Source organism: Solibacillus merdavium, assembly GCF_014836935.1.
Taxonomy (GTDB): domain Bacteria; phylum Bacillota; class Bacilli; order Bacillales_A; family Planococcaceae; genus Solibacillus; species Solibacillus ferritrahens.
Window position 1 is genome coordinate 1 of sequence record NZ_JACSPW010000001.1, and the last position, 22,961, is coordinate 22,961.

11 protein-coding genes are annotated in these 22,961 nt (G+C 36.0%); all 11 read left to right on the plus strand.

Annotation, left to right across the window (positions count from 1 at the left end):
- On the plus strand, positions 1-427 hold a 427-nt coding region (locus tag H9632_RS00005), incomplete at its 5' end, for a transposase (RefSeq protein ID WP_191702082.1).
- Between the two features lie 494 nt (positions 428-921).
- Complete coding sequence (locus H9632_RS00010; RefSeq protein WP_191702083.1) at positions 922-3,630, plus strand: S-layer homology domain-containing protein; 2,709 nt, start codon at positions 922-924, stop codon at positions 3,628-3,630.
- 117 nt (positions 3,631-3,747) lie between these two features.
- Positions 3,748-3,996 carry a hypothetical protein gene (locus H9632_RS00015; protein WP_191702084.1) on the plus strand — a complete coding sequence of 83 codons (249 nt, stop codon included), beginning with the start codon at positions 3,748-3,750 and terminating at the stop codon, positions 3,994-3,996.
- Positions 3,997-4,030: 34 nt separating this feature from the next.
- Complete coding sequence (locus H9632_RS00020; protein WP_191702085.1) at positions 4,031-6,805, plus strand: S-layer homology domain-containing protein; 2,775 nt, start codon at positions 4,031-4,033, stop codon at positions 6,803-6,805.
- A gap of 177 nt (positions 6,806-6,982) precedes the next feature.
- Entirely contained in the window at positions 6,983-9,892 is a 2,910-nt protein-coding gene (locus H9632_RS00025; RefSeq protein WP_191702086.1) for an S-layer homology domain-containing protein, read from the plus strand.
- 102 nt (positions 9,893-9,994) lie between these two features.
- The gene (locus H9632_RS00030) at positions 9,995-10,657 is read left to right on the plus strand and encodes an S-layer homology domain-containing protein (RefSeq protein ID WP_191702087.1); all 663 of its coding nucleotides are present in this window, start codon (positions 9,995-9,997) and stop codon (positions 10,655-10,657) included.
- A gap of 394 nt (positions 10,658-11,051) precedes the next feature.
- On the plus strand, positions 11,052-13,613 hold the full coding sequence (locus H9632_RS00035; RefSeq protein ID WP_191702088.1) for an S-layer homology domain-containing protein: 2,562 nt from the start codon (positions 11,052-11,054) through the stop codon (positions 13,611-13,613).
- A gap of 393 nt (positions 13,614-14,006) precedes the next feature.
- Positions 14,007-18,098: a hypothetical protein gene (locus H9632_RS00040; protein WP_191702089.1), complete on the plus strand. Its 4,092-nt coding sequence runs from the start codon at positions 14,007-14,009 to the stop codon at positions 18,096-18,098.
- A gap of 234 nt (positions 18,099-18,332) precedes the next feature.
- The gene (locus tag H9632_RS00045) at positions 18,333-19,394 is read left to right on the plus strand and encodes a CAP and S-layer homology domain-containing protein (protein ID WP_191702090.1); all 1,062 of its coding nucleotides are present in this window, start codon (positions 18,333-18,335) and stop codon (positions 19,392-19,394) included.
- A gap of 282 nt (positions 19,395-19,676) precedes the next feature.
- Positions 19,677-20,615: a C40 family peptidase gene (locus H9632_RS00050; protein ID WP_191702091.1), complete on the plus strand. Its 939-nt coding sequence runs from the start codon at positions 19,677-19,679 to the stop codon at positions 20,613-20,615.
- Between the two features lie 250 nt (positions 20,616-20,865).
- Entirely contained in the window at positions 20,866-22,875 is a 2,010-nt protein-coding gene (locus H9632_RS00055) for an N-acetylmuramoyl-L-alanine amidase (RefSeq protein ID WP_191702092.1), read from the plus strand.
- Positions 22,876-22,961: the final 86 nt, after the last annotated feature.

Sequence of the window (22,961 nt, forward strand, 5' to 3'; positions counted from 1 at the left end):
CCGTAAACATGAGTATGTCTATGATGAACATTATGATTGCTATATTTGCCCGAATGACCAGATGTTGCGCTATACAACGACGACGAAAGAAGGCTATCGCCAATACAAATCGAATCCAGCGGTTTGTGCGGATTGCCCATTTTTAGCACGATGTACAGAAAGTAAAAATCATACGAAAATGATTCAGCGACATATTTGGGCAGATTATCTGGAAGAAGCCGAACATCTTCGTCATCATCATGAAATTAAATCCATTTATGCAAAACGGAAAGAGACGGTTGAACGTGTCTTTGCGGATGCGAAAGAGAAGCATGGTATGCGATGGACAACGCTAAGAGGCCTTAAAAAATTGTCCATGCAGGCGATGCTTACTTTTGCTGCCATGAACTTGAAGAAACTTGCCACATGGACTTGGCAAGGGGCTTAATAGAGGGCATATTCCCTCGAAGAGGAGAACTTTTACAGAACTTCGGGACCTAATTTGATAAAAGAAATGACAAAAGGCATCGAGAGACGAGCTCTCGATGCCTTTTGTCGACAATCTGAGCTGTCTCTAATTTTATAGAGACAGCTTTTTTGTGATTCAAATTCTCAATAATAAAGTAAGGAGGGACTAATTTTCCCAATTAACCCCTTTAAAGGAAATCAAAAAAATGACATAATTATATAAATTGAATATTTTATATAATTATACTAAGAAACTAATTATTACCACAAGAAATAATTAATGGTAAATAATATTACTCGCAAGTTATAAATGTTAGCCCTTGTTTTTCCAATGTTTATTAGGAATTGTTGATATTTAGTAAAATAGCATTGACATAAAAAAAACTTACTAATATACTTAAAATTGTTATCGTAATATACGAGACAACATTTTTAAAATGATAAAAAATTGTTTTTATTGGAGGAAATCATTCTATGGCTAACCAACCAAAGAAATATACAAAATTCGTAGCAGCTGCTGCTACAGCTACTCTAGTAGCATCTGCAATCGTTCCTGTAGCTTCTGCTGCATCATTCAAGGACGTTGCTGACACTAACTCACATGCTGTAAACATTGAAGCATTAGTTGAAGCAGGTATCATTAAAGGATTTGAAGATGGCACATTCAAGCCAGGTCAAGAATTAACTCGTGGCCATGTTGTTAAAATGTTAGGTAAATGGGTAGAAAATCAAGGTATTGAAATCCCAGCTGACTTCGCTACTAAAGCTCGTTTCACTGACGTAGCTGTAGATGCTAAAGACCAAGAATTAGTAAAGTATGCTGCATTAGTAGCTGATACTGGCGTATTCAACGGTTCTAACGGTGCATTAAATGCTTCAGGCAAAATCACTCGTGAAAACATGGCTTTAGTTTTAGACCGTGCTTTCAAAGCAATCAACGACACTACTTTAGTAGAATTAGCTACTAAAATCGAAGACGTTAAAGTTGCTGACTTAGCTACTGCTAAAGCAGAAGCTCGTGAAGCAATCCAAGCTTTACGTGACTTAGGTATTTCTGTAGTTGAAAACTTCAACCCAAAAAACACTGTAACTCGCGGTCAATTCGCTTCATTCTTAAACAAAACAATCAACACTTCTGTTGAGTTAACTGTTAAAGAAGTAGTAGCTGTAGATACAAAAACTTTAAATGTAACTTTATCTGATGATTCTACTCATGTAGTAACTTTAGAAAAAGCTTTAGAAGCTAACGAAGCAACTGAAGTAACTTTCACTATTGACGGTAAAGAATATACTGCTACAGTAACATTCAAAGTTGAAGCTCCAAAAGTAATGTCAGTTAACATTGTTGACGGCGTAACTGTAGAAGTTAAATTCAGCGAAGCAGTATTAAAAACTGATATTAACAACAAAGTATCGATCCAAGGTACAACTTTAGATACAGCTTCTTTATCTGAAGATGGCAAAACTTTAACATTAAACTCAGATTCAGCAATCAACGTTAAAGATGCTGCTGTAGTAGTTGAACCAATCCGTACTGCTAAAGATCGTTTAGTAAAAACTGCTAAATTCGTTTCTGTAGTAACTTACAAAGATGAAGTTGCTCCATCAATCGTTTCAGTTAAAGCTGTAACAAAAGGTAAAGCTACTGAAACTGTAGTAGTTACTTTATCTGAAAAAGCAACAATCGGTTCTGCAAAAATTAATGGTACAAATGTAGCTGCTGATAAAATTAAAGTAGAAGGTAAAACTGTTACTTTAGAAGGCGTTACTGTTGAAGCTGGTAAAGCTCACACTGTTGAATTATTTAATGTAGTAGATACTGCTGGTAACAAATCAGTTAAAGCTTCAAAAGCATTTGAAGTAACTGTAGATACTGTAGCTCCAACAGCAACAATTGAAGCTGCTGGCGACAACGCTATTTTAGTAACTTTCGACAAAGCAATGAACGTTGATTCTGTAAAAGCTGCATTAGTTAACGGTATTGTTAAAGATGAATTACTAGGTGCTGTAACAAGTGATACTGCAACAGTTGTAGAAAAATCTGACAACAAACAATTCTTAGTAGAATTAAAAGACAACGCAGTTTTTGCTAACAAAGACTCTCGTACATTCACTGTAGTATTAGGTGGTACAATGACTGATGCTTTAGGCAACAAGTTTGCTGCTACTACAAAATCTGTAACATTAACAAAAGACGCTGTTAAACCAGTTGCTACTGGCTATGACATCATTGTTGATGAAAACGGTAAAGTAGAAGAAATCGTTGTAGAATTCAACGAAGCATTAGCTGCTAAATCTGCTATTAACTTCGGTACAATCGCAACTGTTGTTAACGCTGAAGGTAAAGTAGATTCTACATTAGACACTTTAACTGGTTCAGTTGAAAAGGGTTCTAAGAAAGTATCATTCAAGTTTGCTGCTCCAGTATTAGTTGAAGGTAAATTAGCTGTAACATTCAACAAAGATTTAGTAACAGACTTAGCATTAGCTGCTAACAAATCAGAAGCATTCAACATGACATTTGACTTCGGTACTGCTAAAACTTCAACTGAATTTAAAATGGCTGCAGGTGCATTTGATACAACTTCTGCTGACACAATTAAAGTTACTTTCCCAGAAGCAGTTAAAGGTGGCGCAGTAGCAGGTTCTGCAACTGATTTAGCTAACTACACATTAGACGGTAAAGCATTAACAGGTGCTACTATTACTATCTCTGCTGACAATAAAGTAGCGACAATCAAATTAGCTGAAGGTACAATTACTGCTGATAACAACACAGCTGTTATGAAAGTATCTAATGTTCAAAACTTAGCAGGTACAAAAACAGTTAAAGCTTATGAGGAAACAATTGCTGTACAAGATACTAAAGCTCCAGAATTAACTTCTGCAGTAATTATCGATAACCAAACAATTGAATTAACTTATAATGAAGCAGTTCAATTTGGCGGTACTTTCGCTTCTGACTTCTCATTAATCGTTGATGGTGAAGCTTCAACTGTAGCATTATCTAATGCTGCTGTAGTAGCAGGCAAAGACAACACATTACGTGTAACTCTTTCTGCTCCAGTAAACTTCTCATTAGTAGATACTGTAGCTGTAAAAGTTATCGGTAACGCATCTGTTACAGATAAAGGCGCACGCGCTAACGCTCAAAAATTAAACATCGAAGTAAAAGCTAAGTAATATTAGCAGTTTCGATTTTCGGCTCCCTCTATTTTTAATAGAGGGAGCTTTTTTTATGTGAGAAAATTTGTAAAATATAGTATAATTCTATACAATATTTACTATGGAGGGATTAGTATGCATTTTTTTAGTCAATTGAAAATAAATGGGCTGTTACTGGAAGTTCAAGGTTATTTTCAAACAAAAATGAATGTGCTAGAAATTCATTGTAAAGAAGTAATATCACTGTTTAAAAATTGGAAATATGAAGAAGTCGTTGTGGTAGAGTTTGCTTTAATCGACAAAGATCGAACTGTTTATTTGGACAATTCAAATCTAGTAATAAGTGAAGTTAGTCATAATCAAATAAAGTTACTACATATATAAAACTATAAACTAAATTAAATTGGAGGAGTTACATATGAAAAAAAATACTAGATTTCTAGCATCTGCAACAGCTGTTGTACTAGCATCCACTGCAATTGTTCCAGTAGCTAGTGCAGCTTCATTTACAGATATTAAAGGCAGTGGACATGAAAATGCGATTACCTCATTGGCAGAACAAGGGATTATTGGTGGTTATCCGGATGGGACATTCAAGCCGAATCAAAATCTAACACGCTCGGATGTTGTGAAGCTTTTAGGTAAATATTTGGTATCTTTAGGACATAAGGTTCCAACTGATTATAAAACGAAAATGCGTTTTACCGATTTAACAGCAAATTCTCAGGATGAATTGCTGCAATATGCTGCATTAGTAAAGGATGTAGGTGTATTCCAGGGTAGTAATGGTGCGCTTATGCATCGTGATCAATTGCGTCGTGACCAAATGGCGACTGTTTTAGTGCGTGCTTTTAAAGTTATTAATGAATATGACTATGTAAAACCAATGATTGATTCAGAATATAGATCAAATATTAGTGATTTAACACGTACATCAGATGAGCATCAGGAATCGATTAAAACGCTTGCTTATCATGGTGTGACGAAACAATCAACGTTTAATCCGAAAGATCCAACAAAGCGCGGGCAATTTGCTTCCTTCCTATATAATATGTTGTTAGTGGAAGTACCTCAGCCAGAGCCGGAAAAGCCTGTATTAACGATTAAGACAGTAGAAGTGCAGGCAGCCGATAAGCTGCGTGTTGTATTATCGGATGATAAAGCTTATATTGTAACGTTAAAAACACCATTAGTAGAAAATGTTGAAACTGAAGTAACATTTGAAGTTGGGGAACAAAGCTTTACAGCAAAAGTGAAATTTGAGGTACCTGATTTAAAAATATCTTCTGTTACAAATCCGAATGGCGGGCAAATCGCGATAGCGTTTAATCAGCCGGTGAAGCTGGATGCGGAGTTAAATACAGCGGCTATTAATAAGCTTGTTGCAGTAACAGGCGTTGACCGACTTGGACAAGTTCAATTATTAAAAGGACAGTTAAGTGAAGACAAACGTACATTAACTGTGACAATTAATGCGACGACAGGGCTTGAAGGTCGCTATCGTGTAGTAGTGGATGGGATAGAGTCTGCAACAGCGAAAAAGCTGAGTAAATATGATGATATTGCGACGTTTGTAGCGGATAAAACAGCTCCTGCAGTATTAAAAGTAGAAAATGTAGCTGCTACTAAGGTAAAAGTAATTTTTACAGAGCCGGTTACAAATCCGATTGGTATTACACAATTTAAATTAGCAGATGGTTCGGTTGTTTCCGGAATTCAGGGAACAATTGAAAAAAATGCAACGGAAGTTATTTATGATTTATCTGCAGCTACAGCTCGTGGCCAGCTGTTGGCGCCTGGTACTTCAATTACGGTTACATTTGGAACAATTGTTGATATTGCGAATAATTTGTCGTCGCCAAACCCTTTAACAACGTACATTACAAAAGGGGATAAAGACGGTGTTGTACCAAATTTAGTGAATGTTACACAACTTGGAGCGAAAAAGTTTAAGTTAACATTCTCAGAGGAAGTTCGCACAATCGTACCAGCAGATATTTCAATTGCCCAGAATACTTACTCACCAGGGATTTCAAGTATCGTTTTAGATAAAGAAGATCCGAAATCATTTATTGTAACGACGAATGGTTCTTTAAATGGCTATACGACAATTTCGACTACACCTGGACGTAACATTACAGATTTATCTGGTGAAGTGAACGTATTTTCAACAGCATATAATTTTGTAGCGGATACGACTGTACCTTCTATTGTAAGTACAAATGTAGTAAAAGATAAAGGGATTGAATATTTGGAGTTTGTATTTGACCGAAATGTAGAGACAGCGGCTTTCGCTCAAGTCAATCTAACAGGCAGCTATATTTTGAATGGCTATACGTATCCGCTCGCAGCGCCTTTAGTAGGTCAGCTGGAAAAATCAACTACTAATGATAAAGTTGTCCGTGTACGTTTAAGTACGCTAACAGGAGTTACAACAAATGCAGGCTACACATATTCGGTAGGCGCTACATTTACAGGTGTGATGAGTGAGTATGGGCAGGCGGTAAACCCTGCATACCAAGTGAACTTTACGCGAGGCGCGGACTTTGCACAAACAGAAGAAAAACTTTCTTTATTAAGTGTTGAAACTGCGTATAATGCAAGACAGGGATCAAGTATTGACAATAAAACTATTGTCCTTACATTTTCTACACATGTGGATGGTGTATCAGCTTCAAACCTTCAAAACTATGCGTTAGATGGGGTAACGATTCAGCGAGCAGTCGTCAATCACAATGAGCCGTATAAAGTGTATTTAACACTTAAAGAAGGCGATATTATTTATGACCGTGGGACAAATTTAACTGTTAGTAACTTACGGGCTTTAAATTCTATTGTGGCGATGGATCCGCAAACAGTACTTGTTTATTTAAAAGAAAATATCGCACCGCAATATTTAAATACGAATGTTTCTGGCTTTGATACAATTACACTGACATTTAATGAAGCAGTGAAAAATGCATTAAACAATTCGTTTGAAGTGAAAGTAAATGGAACTGTAGCTCCAATAGCGCAAGTGTATATGACAGGACAGTCAAGCAATCAGGTTTCCGTACGTCTAGCGCAGGCCTTAACAGCAAATCAAACAGTAGAAGTTACGCAAACTGCAACATCAACAATTAGTGATCTGTCGAATAATAAACTAAATCTCTCACCAGTAAAGTTTACGGTTCCTCAAAATATAAACTTCTAAAATTTGGAGCATATCTATTTCAATAGATATGCTCTTTTTCCTATCATATAATACTTTCGGATTAACTTATTTAAAAATAGTTTATTTTCTAACAATTAGTGGAATCGCATACTTTGTAAGCGTTTTAGGAAATTTACAGTAATTTTACTGTGTTAGAATACTAGGAGGTTAATTACTATGAAGAATAAGTACAAGAAATTTGTAGCATCAGCCGCAACGGCCACTTTAGTTGCCTCAGCAATTGTTCCCGCAGTAAGTGCAGCAAGTTTTTCCGATACAGCAGGAAATACTCATGAATTAGCCATTGAATCCCTTGTCAGTCAAGGAATTATTTCAGGATATCCAGACGGGTCATTTAAGCCTAATCGTACATTAACTAGATCAGATGTAGTGAAATTATTAGGGAAATACTTAGTATCGCAAGGGTATAAGGTACCTACGGATTATAAAACAAATATGCGTTTTACCGATTTACGCAGCACATCACAGGATGAACTCTTACAGTATGCTGCATTAGTAAAAGATAATGGTGTATTCAATGGAAGTAACGGTAATTTACTGCCAAACGACTCTATTACACGTGAAAATATGGCCGTTGTTTTAGTGCGTGCCTATACGAATATTAATGGTTTTGACTATGTAGGTCATGTACAAAAGCAAAATTTCAAAGAGGATGTTGTCGATTATAATGCGGCAAAAGCAGAGGCTCGTTCAGCGATTAGAGTTTTGGATTACTATAATGTGACGGGTGTACCAAACTTTAATCCAAAAGGCTCCACTACGCGTGGACAATTTTCTTCATTCTTATTTAAATTACTGCAGGTGGAAGCACCAGGAGCAAATTTCAAAGCGGTTGAAGTAGTAGATGCCTCGACATTAAGAGTTACACTAGAAGATGATACTGTTCATACAGTGAAATTGGATACGGCTCTAGAGGAAGGAAAGGAGACATCCGTTACTTTTGATATTGGAGGAAAAAAATATACAGCCACTGTAACTTACAAAGCAAACCTTACAGTAAAAACTGCTGAAGTGACAGGTGCCAACATATTAAAAGTAACATTAAGTGACAATTCCGAGCATAACGTTACGCTAGAAAATAACCTCCCTGAAAATGAGGAAACAACAGTCTCGTTTAAAATTGATGGAAAAGATTATACAGCAAAAGTAACATATAACGTGACAGAAGTAAAAGTAGCTTCAGCCAAAGCGCTAAATGGCGGTCAGGTTGAAATAAAATTTAATCAAAGAGTAAATCTTCCAGCAAACTTAACACAAGCACAAATAGCAAACTACATCACTATAACAGGTGTCGATAATTCAACTCCGATATCATTTACACAGGGCCAATTAAGTGAGGATGGCAGGACCTTAACGATTTCAACAAATGGAATAGCAGCATTATCGGGTCGCTATGTCGTAAAAGTAAAAGATGTGAAAAATTCAGCAGGTACATCGGTTACACCGTATGATCAAATAATCAACTTCGGAACAGATACGGTTGCACCTACATTGTTAAGCACGGTCAATAGAGATGCAAAAACGGTTCGGGTAACATTCTCGGAACCACTACGTTCATTTAGTAACAGCAGTATTACATTTAGACTGGCTAATGGAACGAATGTAACGGGTATTACGGGAGAGATTGGAACAGGAAACTGGTATGCAGATTTTGATTTATCAAATGCAACTGTTAACGGTCAACCATTAGCAGCTAACACTCCGATTACTGTAACATTTGCAGGTTTGCGTGATATTGCAGGAAACTTTAGTTCACCAAACCCATTAACAACAAGCTTTACAATGGGTGGTGCAGATGGTGTAAAGCCGACACTTACAAGCATTTCACAAACAGGACCAAGAACGTTCAAGCTGACATTTTCTGAGCGTATACAAAAGCCGGCAATTGCAGATTTAGAATTACGCTTAGGTACTTCAGTTAATCCGATTACTGCTATTGAAGAAGTGTCGGGTGACAATCGTTCATTTATGATTACTGCGACAAATGATTTGAATGGTGTATACAATATTGGAACAGCTCCTGGAAGAACAATTACGGATATCTCAGGAGAAACGAATACATTTGCCAATACACATTCCTTTACAATTGATAATGCTGCACCGGAAGTAACAGCTACCACGGTTACTCGGGATGGAAATTTTGAATATCTGGATATAACATTGACTAAGGATGTGAGTTTAGTTGCAGCATCACGTGTAACTGCTTCAGGTAACTACGTAAAAGGTGGCGTTACACATACATTCAACGGAACAGCAACAAACCTTGCATATAGGGACAATAATAATCGTTCAGTATTGCGTGTAAAGTTAGATGATTTATTAGGGACAGGCGATGTAGATAATGCTACTTATAATGTGACGTTATCCTTTACAGAATTAAAAAGTGCGTACGGGGTCAATGCAGGAAATAAAGCTGTATCCTTCCAACGTACTACGGATTACGCAAACAATAATAATGTACTTGAAACACCAGACGTCACAACATCAACGTCTGATCCGTCATTAACAAACGATCAAGTAAGGTTAGTGTTTAATCACGAGCTTGATGCGACAACTGCAGCTGTAGCAAGTAATTATTCTATTCCAAATGCGAGAGTAACACATGCTCAAGTATCAAGCGGGGCATTAAATACGGTCACTTTAACATTAGCGCCTAATGAGACAACAGCAACAGGTCCACGTAATTTACTTATTACAGGTGTCAAAGCAAAGGATTCTATCGCAACACAACAAAACTTAACAGCAGAAGTGAACTTAAAAGAAAATATTCGCCCAGTGTTAAATGCGGCAACATTCCGATCTGCCAATGAAATTGAGCTGACATTTAGCGAAAATGTAAGTGGGCTTGGTACCGATTCATTTGTAATTGGAAACGCTGCGGGAACACCACTCTCCATTGCATCAGTGCTTTCATCAACAACAGGCAATAAAGTTACACTCACGCTCACAGATCCCCTTACAGCAGGTGAGACTGTATTTATTAAAAAGGGTGCAGGTATAGAGGGAGTAAAGGATGAAGCGGGCAATCCGTTAGTGGATACTTTTAATTTACAAACATCTTTATAAAGACTGTCTATATTTAGTAGTAATGAGTATTACAAATATACATTTGCAGGAAAATGTATTGTATAATTGCGCTAATGTCTTAATGGAAAGGAATTAATTGAGATGAAAAAACTTTTGTATACTTCCTTTATTATTTTAGCGCTCTTCGTTACTGCAATGTTGCCGGTAAATGATTTATCTGTAGAAGCGGCGGCTGTAAATCCCTTTACTGATGTAAAAGATTCAAACTCGCATGCGAAAGCTATTTTATCATTATATAATGATGGGATTATTACAGGTACCTCGACTACTACCTATGAACCTGGAAAATCAGCAACTCGTGGAGAAGCGGCTTTGTTTCTGGCAAATGCACTGGGGTTACAAGAAAATACCGAAAAGAATGGAACGTTTAAAGATGTCCCTTCATCCAGCATATATTATCAAGCCGTGACTGCATTAACAAAAGCTGGGATTGTCAATGGATATGGCGATGAATTTAAGCCAAATACGACATTAACACGTGCCCAGCTATCTAAGATGTTAACAATTGGTTTTGAACTGCATCAATCAACTCAGACAAAAACGAAATTTACGGATGTCAACAAATTGACTGATGGAGCGACAAAACAATATATTCAAACTTTAGTAGATTACGGGATTACAAAAGGCACGACAGCAACAACTTTTAGCCCGAATATGAAACTGACGCGCGGTCAATTGGCAACATTTTTATTTAATGCTATCAATGTTGCATCAGATGAATTAACTGTAATCAGTGTTGAATAGATTTTGAAAAATACACTTGAGAGAAAATAGACTCAAGTGTATTTTATATTTTGGAAAACATTATTTAGGGTAGAGGGAATTAAAAACTCTGCGCAAAAGGTAGAAATTATGCTTGGAAATGGAACTTTTATGGATAAAAGGAGAAACAAAAATAGTGGAAAGTAGAACCAATATTCCTTAAGTAGAATTCCCCCCGGAAATTAGTCCCGCATGGTTCAAACTAAGAAAATCATAGAAATCGATTCAACTATTACCATCGCACTATATTAGCCTTCATGCTACACTTAAAATGAAATATTACTATTCTATTAAAAGTTGTATTTTTCAATGAAATAAGAGGAAAAATTCGGTATAATTTATAACGTTATTGAAAAAAAGGAGGGAATTCGTTCTAATGTCAAAAATAAAATCAGCACTGTTAGCCTCGCTGTTATTTTTTTCTACTGCATTACCAGGTGCAACCTTTGCAAACGTAGAAGGAACAGCCGAAGCTGAAAATCCAACAGTACAAATTCCACAAACTACTACAAATCAAACGACAAGTTCCGTTGAAAATACTGTAGAGCAACCGGGAACAGTGACGGCTGAAAAAGATCCAACATCAAATTCCGGTGAAGTACAGGCTGAACCATCGAACAGTACAGCACCGGCTCAGCCAGAAGCAACACCTGAAAAAACAGAAATAACGGAAGAAGAGCAGGGTACTTCCGAAGATACTGAATTAACACCAGAGGCAGAGCAAGACAATACAACAGAACAACCTGTTAAAGAACAACAAACAGGCTCTCATTTAACGGTTAAGCAAAAACTTGCAGATGTCCCGAATAGCTTTTGGGCAAAAAATGAAGTAATGCAACTTGTTGAAATGGGTGTTATCGGCGGTTATCCAGATGCAGAGTTCCGACCGAACTTAAATATAAACCGTGGTCAGGCTGCGAACCTTTTTAAAGGCGCACTAAAGCTTCCTGACGCAAAATATCAAAATAAGTTTTCGGATGTTAGTAATAAATCGAGTTTTTTGCAAGGGGTATTCTCTACATATAATGCAGGAATTTTCGGTGGTAAACCAGATGGTCGCTTCGGTGTATCGGATGCGTTAACACGTGAACAGATGGCCACTACTTTAGTAAGGGCATTTGACTTAAAAGATACTGGAACAACTCTAACATTCAAAGACTGGAACAAAATTAGTGAATCACATCGTGAAAATGTAAAAATCCTTGCCCAACATGGTATTACTACAGGCCGTGAAGACGGTTCATTCGATCCGAAGGCAACTGTAAACCGCGTGACATTTTCTGTTATGCTTCACCGCGCACTAGTTGCAACAAATAAAATAACTAAAAATGAATATACAGTACAAGCTGCTGATGTTTCAAAGAACTTTAAAATCAACCGTACAGAAATGAATTTTGTGCAAGTAACTTCTGATACAAATCCTCTATATCTACGTTCAACAGCACCGATTGCGTTTAAAGGCACAACGACTGAAACATACGGTGTTGCAAAAGATACGATTTATAATTATGCTGTCGGCAATCAAGGAGCGACTGTGAAGGTAACAGTACGTGCGCTGGAAAACGGGGATGACTTTGTATTTACAACATTAACAAACAAAGGGACTTCAAAGTTAACAGTAGACTTGTTCCATAAAGCGTCGAATGTAACCAATTATCGATTATATCGATATGATCGTTTCCCGATTGAGAAGAATATAAATGATGTATTTGGTTATGATTCATCATCGTACCCAACAGGTTTATTACGTATTATGTCGAATGAAAAGCTCGCAACAGATCGTATGGTTGGACAAGCTTATCGTTCAAAGCAATTGACACAAAGCTATAAAGATACAGGCGGCACGAGCTATATGCGTGATCTGCAATCAGAGTATGAGGCATACTCACACGCGTTGCTAGGTGAAGAGTTATTTAACTTCTATACATTAGTATCAAACGGAAATGACATTGTTGATACGTGGTATATGGATTCAAATGAGCGATTATTTAAAACAGATGAAAATATGAATGGTTGGATGCTTGAAACAGCCCTAAACTATAAAAAGCGTAATAGCTGGTATACTGCAGAAGGTCCATTCAATAAAATGGCTACAACAACAGAGCCAATGCCAAAATCATATCAAGGTTTTGGACGTAATCTATTACTAGTAAAAGAGGATCGAGCGCTCGTATTATTTAAAGAGCAAGGCGATCGTTATTTTGCAAACGTAGTGAAAAACTCGTTCATTAGCTTAGATAAATTTAAAGGCGATGCACCTTATTGGAAAACAGAAGTAACAAGTACGTATTTGAAAAATTTATACGATATAACGGCACCATTTATCGATACTCGCTTCAATGAGCAAATTGCGTTATTCTATTATAATTCTGGTGCAGAGTTTAATATTCCTAACTATAAAGAACCGTTACGCAATTACGCTGACCTTTTAGCATCTCGTAAAGCAGCAGGTCATGTAATAAATATTGCTAATGATGCTTATTATATTTCGGATTACTTCCCGGTTAATCAGCAAGTAACAACACATGCTTCCATGAACCATTTACTTGGTGGAATGAATATTTTACTATTAGCTTATCAGGAATTCCAAGATGTAAAATATTTAGAAGCTGCAACAGCAGTTAGCCGTGCTTTACAAATCGAGAAAAATAAATGGATCCGTGCAAACGGTGATATTTGGTATCGGGTAAATGCAAAAGGCGAATTTGCAGGTGACGATTATCAGCATTTAACACTTGAGGATTTAATTAACTCGTACAAATATTGGAAAGATGTGGATCCTTCACAATTACCATTATTTGAAGAAATGATTATTTCAAAAGCTAATTATTTATCGGTTAACCGATACGGCTATACGATGAAAATCAAAAATGGTCTTGAAGAAATTGGCATGTCTGATTATTTACCAGAAGGCCAATTATATACAGACGCATTATAAAGAAGGATCACCTATTCTTAATTGAATAGGTGATTTTTTTGTTTATAAGTGCTTATCTGCTTTAAATTGGCGATTATGTTCTAGAAGGCGACGAATAAAATTTTAAATTATCGATTAAATGTTAAATTGTCGAATATAGCATGTGGAGTGGCGATTAAGGAGATCAGATTGACTAATATGTAAGTAAAGTTGACTATTAAGTGACATCCATTGGCGAATAAAGCAAATTAAGTGTCGAATATATTATCATCCTCATAATTCGTTACCGAAAGTCCCTTCTCTTAACCCCTATTTCCGTCTATATTAACTAAAAAAATGTGAAAATTTGCCGATAGTTAAACTAGGATTATGAACAAGTATCGGAGAAATACCTGAGAAGGAAGGGATTACACGATGAAGAAAAATTTAAAAGTGGGATTAATGGCAGGTCTACTAATCACACCGGCAATCGTCGCGCAAACTGGTGAAGTACAGGCAAGTGAAACTTCAACACCATTTAATGTAGTAGCTTCCATTACTGCAGAAGGTTTATTAAATAGTTTTAAGGAATCGAATGAAGGATTGCCAAGTGAAAATATTGAACAGATTGAACAGGTTATTAAAGCGGAGAGAACTAAATTTAATACGATGTCTGATAATGAAAGAACTATTTTAGGTGATTCTAATGTTAAATTAATTGATTCAAAAATTAAGTATTTAGAAGGTTATATAGTAGCTAGAAAAGACGCCGTATCTTTATCTAATTTAGTAGGAAAATTAACAACGACAAACAAGAATTTAGTTGCAGATACAAATCAAGCTTTAGTAGAACTTCAAGACTTAAAGGATAAATTTAGTGAATTATCAATAGATTTAAGTACGGCAGCCTCTGGAGCTGGGATTACTTCTACTGATTTTCTTTCTACCCTTAAATATTACGATGGTAATGGAGAGGACAAATTTATTGAACAATTTGTTACTCAAGAATTGATTGGGAAATTAGATGATAAAAAAGAAGATGTAGAAAAGATCGATACTTTTATCAAGGATTCAATTACGCCAATAATAATTGCTTCACAAGCAAACATTATAATTAAGGATACGTATGTGAGCGCTGTTGAAGTTGCACGAAAAGCATTTAGTGAAATACCGGATACAGATATATTTAAAGAAACCTTAAAAATTCAAATAGTAAAAGACACTGTAGGAATCGAGCAGTTTATTAAGGATGCAGAATTAGATATTACAAAAGCCAAATCTGTAGAAGATAAAATAGAGGATATTAAAGTAAATCCACCAACTTCAACAACATTTAATTCAAAAGTAACGGCGATTGTTACGGAATATGGAAAATTGTCGGACTTACAAAAAGCGCTTGTTACCAATTACGATGCAATGGAAAGTTACAATAAAGCACTAAATATTGTAACTGATATTACAAAATTAACGAAACTTACACCAAACTCTGAGAAATTCCGCGAAGATATACATACTATTTGGGAAAGTTATGTAAAGTTAAATACTATTGAAAAAACGTTTGTAACAAATGCTTTAAAATTAGAAGAAATGAAAAGTGCAGTAGATAATGCAACTGGGGTAGAAGTGCAAATTACGGGAATTAATATAGCAAATGCAGGAATGAAAGTAGCTGAAGCACGAAAAGCATACAACGATTTATTTGGAAATCGCAAATATGTATTAAAAGAAGCATTGGAATTACTCAATTCATGGGAAAAATCTTCTTCAACTGCAGCAAACGTTATAAAATTAATTGATGGAATTAAAACAGATGTCCTCGTGAATCTGGATGATAAGAATTTAGCGGATACGAAGAAGTTATCGAGTGTAACAGGCTTTGTAACGAAAGTGCGTTCAGCTGAATCTTCATATATGAAAGTTAAAGCAGGAGAAGGAGAACCTGAAACAAACGAACAAAAGCTTATCACAAACCGAGCACGTCTCGAAGCGTTAATGCCAATTGCCAATATTGCTGATCAAGTAGCAAAATTAAAAGTAACAAGTGCAACATATGCGGATGATTTAATTACAGCACAAAATGCATTGAACGGATGGGATACATTTAAAAGTGCAATTCCATCAAATGATGCACAAAATATCGAAAAGCTTCACGGATTTTTGAAGACATACTTACAAGCACTACAAGATGAGCAAGCATTAGCAGTTAAAATGGATGCCGATATTTTAACATTAAAAAATGCGACTTCTATTGATTTACAACAAATTGTTATAACACGCGAAACGTATAATTCTTTATCATCAAATGGTAAACGCTTAGTAAAAAATGTGAAAATATTAAATGATTTAGAGCGAGCGAACAAAGCTGCCCTAGATACAATTAAAGCAATAGATGCAATTGATGTAAAAGCCAAAGATTTTGCCCGTAAAACAACTACAGTTGAAACGTCTTACAGTAAATTAACAGAGCCGATGAAAGCAGTTGTCTACAACTATGCAAAACTAGAAGAGTTATTACCAATCGCAAAATTAATGCAAGAAATCGATGTAATTCGTCCAACGGCAAAGGATTTCAAAGAAAAGTTATCAACTGCTAAAAATAAGTTCGATGAATTATTGAGAGGATATACAGAACTTACAAATCCATCAACGAATTTAGATATTATTAAAGCAAAACTTCATACAGACTATGGCTATAAATTAACAAAATTCCAAGCGGTAGTCACATCTGCTTCTATAATTGAGCAAAGAATTGATGCTTTGCAAACGAAGTCTGGGGAAGGGTTTATAACAGATTTAGCAGAAGTATCTGCTTTGTATAAGGGGCTTGATTCGACAACAAAACGCAATGTAAGTAATGCAAAGCAGCTAACAGACCTAGAGCGCGATTATAAAGCGTCACTACGAGTAATTGAGCAAATTAACAAACTTCCTGTTCACACAGATCGCTCATACTCAAATAAGGTTTCGGCTGCTCAAAAAGCTTATGACCGTTTAACCGACAAGCAAAAGAGAGATGTATTTAACTATGATTCAAAGTTGAAAAATATTTTAAAAGCAGCTGATTTGATTGCCCGCATTGAAAAATTACGTGTAGGCTCTAAAACATATGAAACAGATGTAGCTGCAATACGTGGAGAATACTCAGTGCTATCAACGACAGAGCAGGGATTAGTGCATAATATTACAAAACTCGCAACGGCTGAATCTGGTGTTTCAAGTGCAAAAGAAGTCATGGCATTAATCGAGATCGCGATTCCAACAGCAGAAAACTATATTCAAAAGTTAATCGATGCACGAAATAGTTATGATAGTTTATCAAAATCAGATCAAAAGCTCGTTATGAACTATAAAGATTTAACAACTCGCGAACGTACAGTGAAGCCTGTATTAAAATTAGATGCCGATATTTTAGCTTTAGACCCATCTAATGCGCGTACCTTTATATCAAAATATAATGCGATTGGTAAAGCGTATGAAAAATTGTCTATGTCAGAGCGTGCATTGCTTTTAAATACCGAGAAGTTTTTAGGCGATTTCACTTCAATATTTAAAGTAATGAATGCTATTAACTCGATTAAACCTTCAAGCAAAACATTTGTTGAAGAAACTCAGGCTGCAAGAGCTTTATTTAATGCATTACCAGTGAATTTGGCAGCCCAAATTTCGAATTTGGCAACATTGCAAGAGCATGAATTGAACGTTGAAGGCGGCGCCAGAGTAGACGCGATGATTCGTGCGTTAAATACCGTATCACCAAATGAGTTTATCTCAAAAGTAAAAGAAGCACGCGAAGCCTTTAAATCGTTAAACTCTGCAAACAAAAAAGGTGTTACTTTAGAATCGGAATTAAAAGAGCAAGAAAAGTATATTAAGCCAATTGAAGCGGCGATTAAGGCTATCGACGGTCTAAGCAATCCAAGAAATGATTTAAGCCGTCAATTTAATACGGTAAATAATGCATTGAAAAAATTGGATGACAAACAAAAGCAATATGTCACTAACATGGACCAGTATTCAAATTTATCAAATGTTATTCATGTTTACACATTAATTGAAGGATTAAAGCCGAATGATAAGTACTTCCAAGGAAATATGGAGGCCGCTAAGCTGGCGTATGACAGACTATCGGAAGAAGAAAAACTAAAGGTTACAAACTATTATAAGTTACAGCAGTCCGTACTTGATATGACAGAAGTCCAAAAAGTGACGACAATCATTGCGTCATTAAATTCTTCTTCAAGTAACTTCGAAACAGATGTAACAAATGCATTAGCAGCATATAAAGCTCTTCCTGCTGGATCAAAGCGACAAGTATTGAACTATTCGAACCTTCAGCAAGCTGAAAGAGATTTAAAGGCAGCGCAACGCGTCATAAAACAAATTGATGAGTTGGATGCAACATTAAGAACTTATGCCTCAAGAGCAAACTCAGCAAAAACGGCTTACGAACGCTTAACAGTCGATCAAAAAGCATTAGTGAAAAATTATAATAAACTTCAGGCGGCAATTTTTGAATTAGGATTATAGGAAGTTTTCTGGAATTGATCACTTGTAATTTTAAAAAAAATTGATAATATAAAAAAGAACTATATTCTGTTTGGCAATTTTTAAAAATACCTTTTGCGTTATTCGTAAAAGGTATATTTTTTATTCTTTGAGGATGAAAAGTAATAATATAATTGCATTGCGAATAATTGTGAGTCTAGCAAATTTATCATAGTATAATTGTAAGAAATGACACATTAAGGGGGCTTTTTTGGGTTGAAACGATTTTTAGTAGTGGGGTTTATTATCGCTTGTCTATTACAAATACAAACTCCAGCGTCTTATGCACAAACAGCTCCAAACTTTACTGATGTGAAAAGTAGTTATTGGGCAGCACCGGTAATTTACGAACTAGCTGGAAAAGGCTATATGGAAGGATATGCAGATGGCACTTTCAAGCCGAATAGTATGACTACTCGTGCGGAGGCGGCTAGTATAATAGCACGGACTATGGGGATAGATTTGACAACCGATTTTGTTCCAAACTTTAGCGACGTTCCGAGCAATCATTCATATTATAAGGAAATTACTAAGCTCGCTGAATTAGGGATTATTCAAAATGAAAGCAAATTTAATCCTGAAGCGCCTTTAAAGCGCGCACATATTTCGAAAATGATTGCCCTTGCCTATTCGGTTGAAGTTGATTCAAAAAATAAAGCGAAATTTAAAGATTTACCGAAAGTCTATTGGGCAAAGGACTATATCGAATCATTGGCGGATGTAGGAATTGTAAAAGGGAAGACAGCTACAACTTTTGAACCAAACGAATTTGTGACACGTGCCCATGTGGCCGCATTAACAAAGCGCGGTATGAAATTTAGGCAAGATGTCGTAAGTTTAGAAGTAGTGTATGACCTTTTACAGAAAGACTATATTGATACAGTCAATCACTATAAGCAATGGGAAAAGAAAATACTGGATCTAGTTAATAAGGAACGTATAAATGCGGGGTATTCATCGGTCAATCAAGATTTAAAGTTAACACAAATCGCCATTATAAAGGCTAAGGATATGGTGAAGCGAAATTACTTCGAGCATTACTCGACGTTTTACGGCAACCCATGGGATTTGGCAACATTGTTTGATTATGAATATACAAGCTATGGAGAAAATTTAGCCCGTAATTTCAAAACACCTGAAACGACTGTTGCGGGATGGATGTCTTCGCCGAAACATCGGGAAAATATATTAAAGAGTACTTTTACTCATATGGGCATTGGTATCGAGAAAGATAAAAAAGGAAAATATTATGTAGTTCAGCATTTTTCTAGTAAATAATATGGTAAATTCTAGTGTTCTACATTACAGTAATATTACAATAGGAGTTTAGTATTAATAGATTTTCTATTTAAAACACGTAATTCTCGCTTAAACGCAGGGATTACGTGTTTTTTGTTTTTATATTAAAAATGCTAGAACTGTTACACAAGTGAAAAATAATATCACAACAATATATGTTACCCTGTTATTAGGTTAAATAAACATGAACTAAAAGATTTTCTGTTATGTTATACCTCGAATTTTAGTATCGAGGCCTAGTTGAAGGGAGTTTCAAGTTAAGTGAAAAAGAAAATTTTATTACCGATCTTTGCAACTTTCATGATTTTTTCAGGTGTAGGGACGGGTTCGAATACAGTACAAGCATCATCAGTTTCAGAATTAACAGCAACAGCTTCTAAATATATCGGTGTACCATACGTTTATGGAGGAACAACAGCAAGCGGGTTAGATTGTTCTGGCTTTACTAAATTAGTGTTCAGTCAATTAGGACATGATTTAAGCCGTACAGCAGCTGCTCAATATAAACAAGGGAAAGCCATTTCAAAATCAGATTTACAACCAGGCGATTTAGTATTTTTCAATACAAGCGGTGGCGTTTCCCATGTGGGTATTTCATTAGGTGGTAACAAGTTTATCCATGCTGGTACAAGCACAGGCGTAACTGAATCTAGTTTAACTTCTTCTTATTGGGGGAAAAGATATGTTGGCGCAAAACGTGTAGCGAGCTTTGGAGAAAGTGAAAAAGTAGTTGCAGCAGCATCTTCTATTGAAAAAGAAGAAGTAAAGAACTCAGCAATCGATTTCACTGTTTATGCATCTCGTGGTGAAGTAGCAATTCAATTAGCAGAAACTTTAGGCTTAGACACATCTGATACAAATTCATCGTTTACGGATATTAAATCATCATCAAAATATGCAGGTGCAACAACAGCACTTTATAAACTAGGCATTTTCACAGGTGATGAAAATGGTAAATTCAATGCTGGTTCACCATTAACTCGTGCTCAAATGGCAAAAGTATTAGTAAAAGCATTTGATTTAACAATGTCAACAGACAATTTAAAGTTTACAGATGTCCCAGCATCACATTGGGCACATGACGACATTTCGATTTTAGCATCAAACGGCATCACAGTTGGTAAAGGTGATGGCACATTCGGTACAAACGATAATGTTATGTTAAAACATTTAACGGCTTTCATTAACCGTTTACAGTAATTTTATATAAAATTTAGTAACTTCTACATATATCAACAGATATACCTTGCAGGGAAGTACTTACTTATGAGAAACACAAACGAAAATTGTTTGTGTTTCTTTTTTATTTGCCTTAATTAGAACCCGGCCTTTATCGTGTATAAGAGTAACATAAAGTAGAAAAATATCAATTTACTAACTTTACTGCATATTAATTTTATGAATTATTTGGTAAAATGGTAAATATCTAATAGAAGGGAGGATTTAAACATTGTCTATACGTAGTTTCATCATGACGGTGACAATCATCTTCATGTCAATGTTCCCATTAAATATGGTAGATGCCAGCACAAGCTTTGCCGATGTCCCTTCTACAAACGGGGCATACGGAGAGATTTCTTATTTAGTAAATGCAGGTGTCATCAAGGGGTACACTGAAAAGGGGAAAACCCTGTACAAGCCAAATGCACAAGTAACGCGTGGACAGGCGGCGAAAATGGTGGTTGTTGCAACGAAGAACAAACCGTTAACTGTACAAAATTCTTCGTTTTCTGATGTGACAATAGGAACAGAGCTTTCAGGATATGTAGAAAGTGCAGTAAAATTAGGATTTTTCTCAGAGCAATCAAAAGGGAAATTCGCACCAAATACACCTTTAACACGTGAAGAAATGAGTAAAGTTTTAGCGATTGCTTTTAACTTAAATACGAACGAAACAGGTAAGCTGGAAGTACCTTTTAAAGATATAAATCCAACCTACAGCTATTATCCGTATGTAGCGGCAATTTACTTTAATGGAATTACAGTCGATGCAGAAAAGTATAATCCAAAAAATTCAGTAACTCGTGCACAGTTTGCTTCATTTATCGCACGTGCATCTTCAGAAAAGTATCGTCTACCTCTGCCTATTCAAGGAGTTAGCGTACCTGATGCTTCCGCTGCGATTGCATCTGCTAAAGCAAAAGTTGATAACCTGAATGTACGATTATCTGCTTCTTCTGCTAATACCTCGAATGTTTTAACAAAGGTAAACTCAGGAACTTCATTTAAAGTATTTGAAGTACAGCAGGATGGTTGGCTGAAAGTTTCACATGAAGGGCGATATGCCTATGTTTATAAAGATTATGTTGATTTTACTGATGAATCAGGGCAGCTAATAAATAAAGTACAAAAAAATGTTTACGCACTAAACGATATTCAAGTCTATCAAAAGCGTGATGTGAGTTCAGATATTGTTAGTTCCGTAGCAGATAAAGAAAAAATTGCCGTTTATGGCACGGTTGGTAATTGGTATGTCACTTTAATTAATGGTTTACCAGGCTATGTCCGTATTTCGCAAACACAGGATACGTTGCCGGTAGAAGAGGTTGTGACACCACCTGTAGTAGAGCAGGACAAGCCAGCTACTGAAGCTCCTCCAACAGTAGTGGAAGAGGAACAAAATACACCAGAATCTCCTACTGAAATTGAAGGGGATATTGGCGAACAGGAAATACCAGTGACACCTCCACAACTGCTTTTAACGAATACGATTGGTAAAGCGACAGTTGATGCATTACATATTCGTGAATCAGCTTTAGGCACATCTCGTTCACTTGGCCAAATTAAACGAGGAACACTTGTAGAAGTACATTCGTTATCGGGAAATTGGGCGGAAATATCTTATAACGGTATTAATGGCTATATTAATAAAACTTATTTACAGCTGCTTAACCAAAAAGGTACCGCTGTAAAAGACCGTATTATCGTGCTAGACCCGGGGCATGGCGGGAAAGATCCTGGAGCAGTTAAAAAAAATGCACGTGAAAAGGAAATCGTTTTAAAAGTTGCCAACTTAGTTAAGCAAAAGCTAGAAAAAGACGGTGCAACGGTAAAAATGACTCGTATAGGTGATACGTACCCGAGCTTGGAAGAACGTGTTAAATATGCGAAAAATGAAAACGGTGAGATTTTCGTCAGTCTACATGCAAATGCAGCTTCAAAAGAAACGGCAAAAGGGACAGAAACATTTTACAGTGTCACATCTAATGCAAATGAAAAAGAAGATTTCGCATTAGCAACTGCCATCAATAATGAAATTGTTAAAAATGCTAAAATGTACAATCGTGGTGTAAAGCGTGCAGATTATGTTGTCATTAAGGGACAAGTCATGCCGGCTGTATTAGTAGAACTAGGTTTCTTAACAAATGACGATGATTACAATAAATTAGTATCTGATGACTACATCGAAATTTTCGCTCAATCTATATACAACGGAATTGTCGAATATTACACGAAATAGTTTTTAAAATCTGAGTTGCTTTCTTTATTATAAGGGAAGGGGCTCGGATTTTTTTTATTAGGAGATCCTTTTGCTTGAAGTGGCGA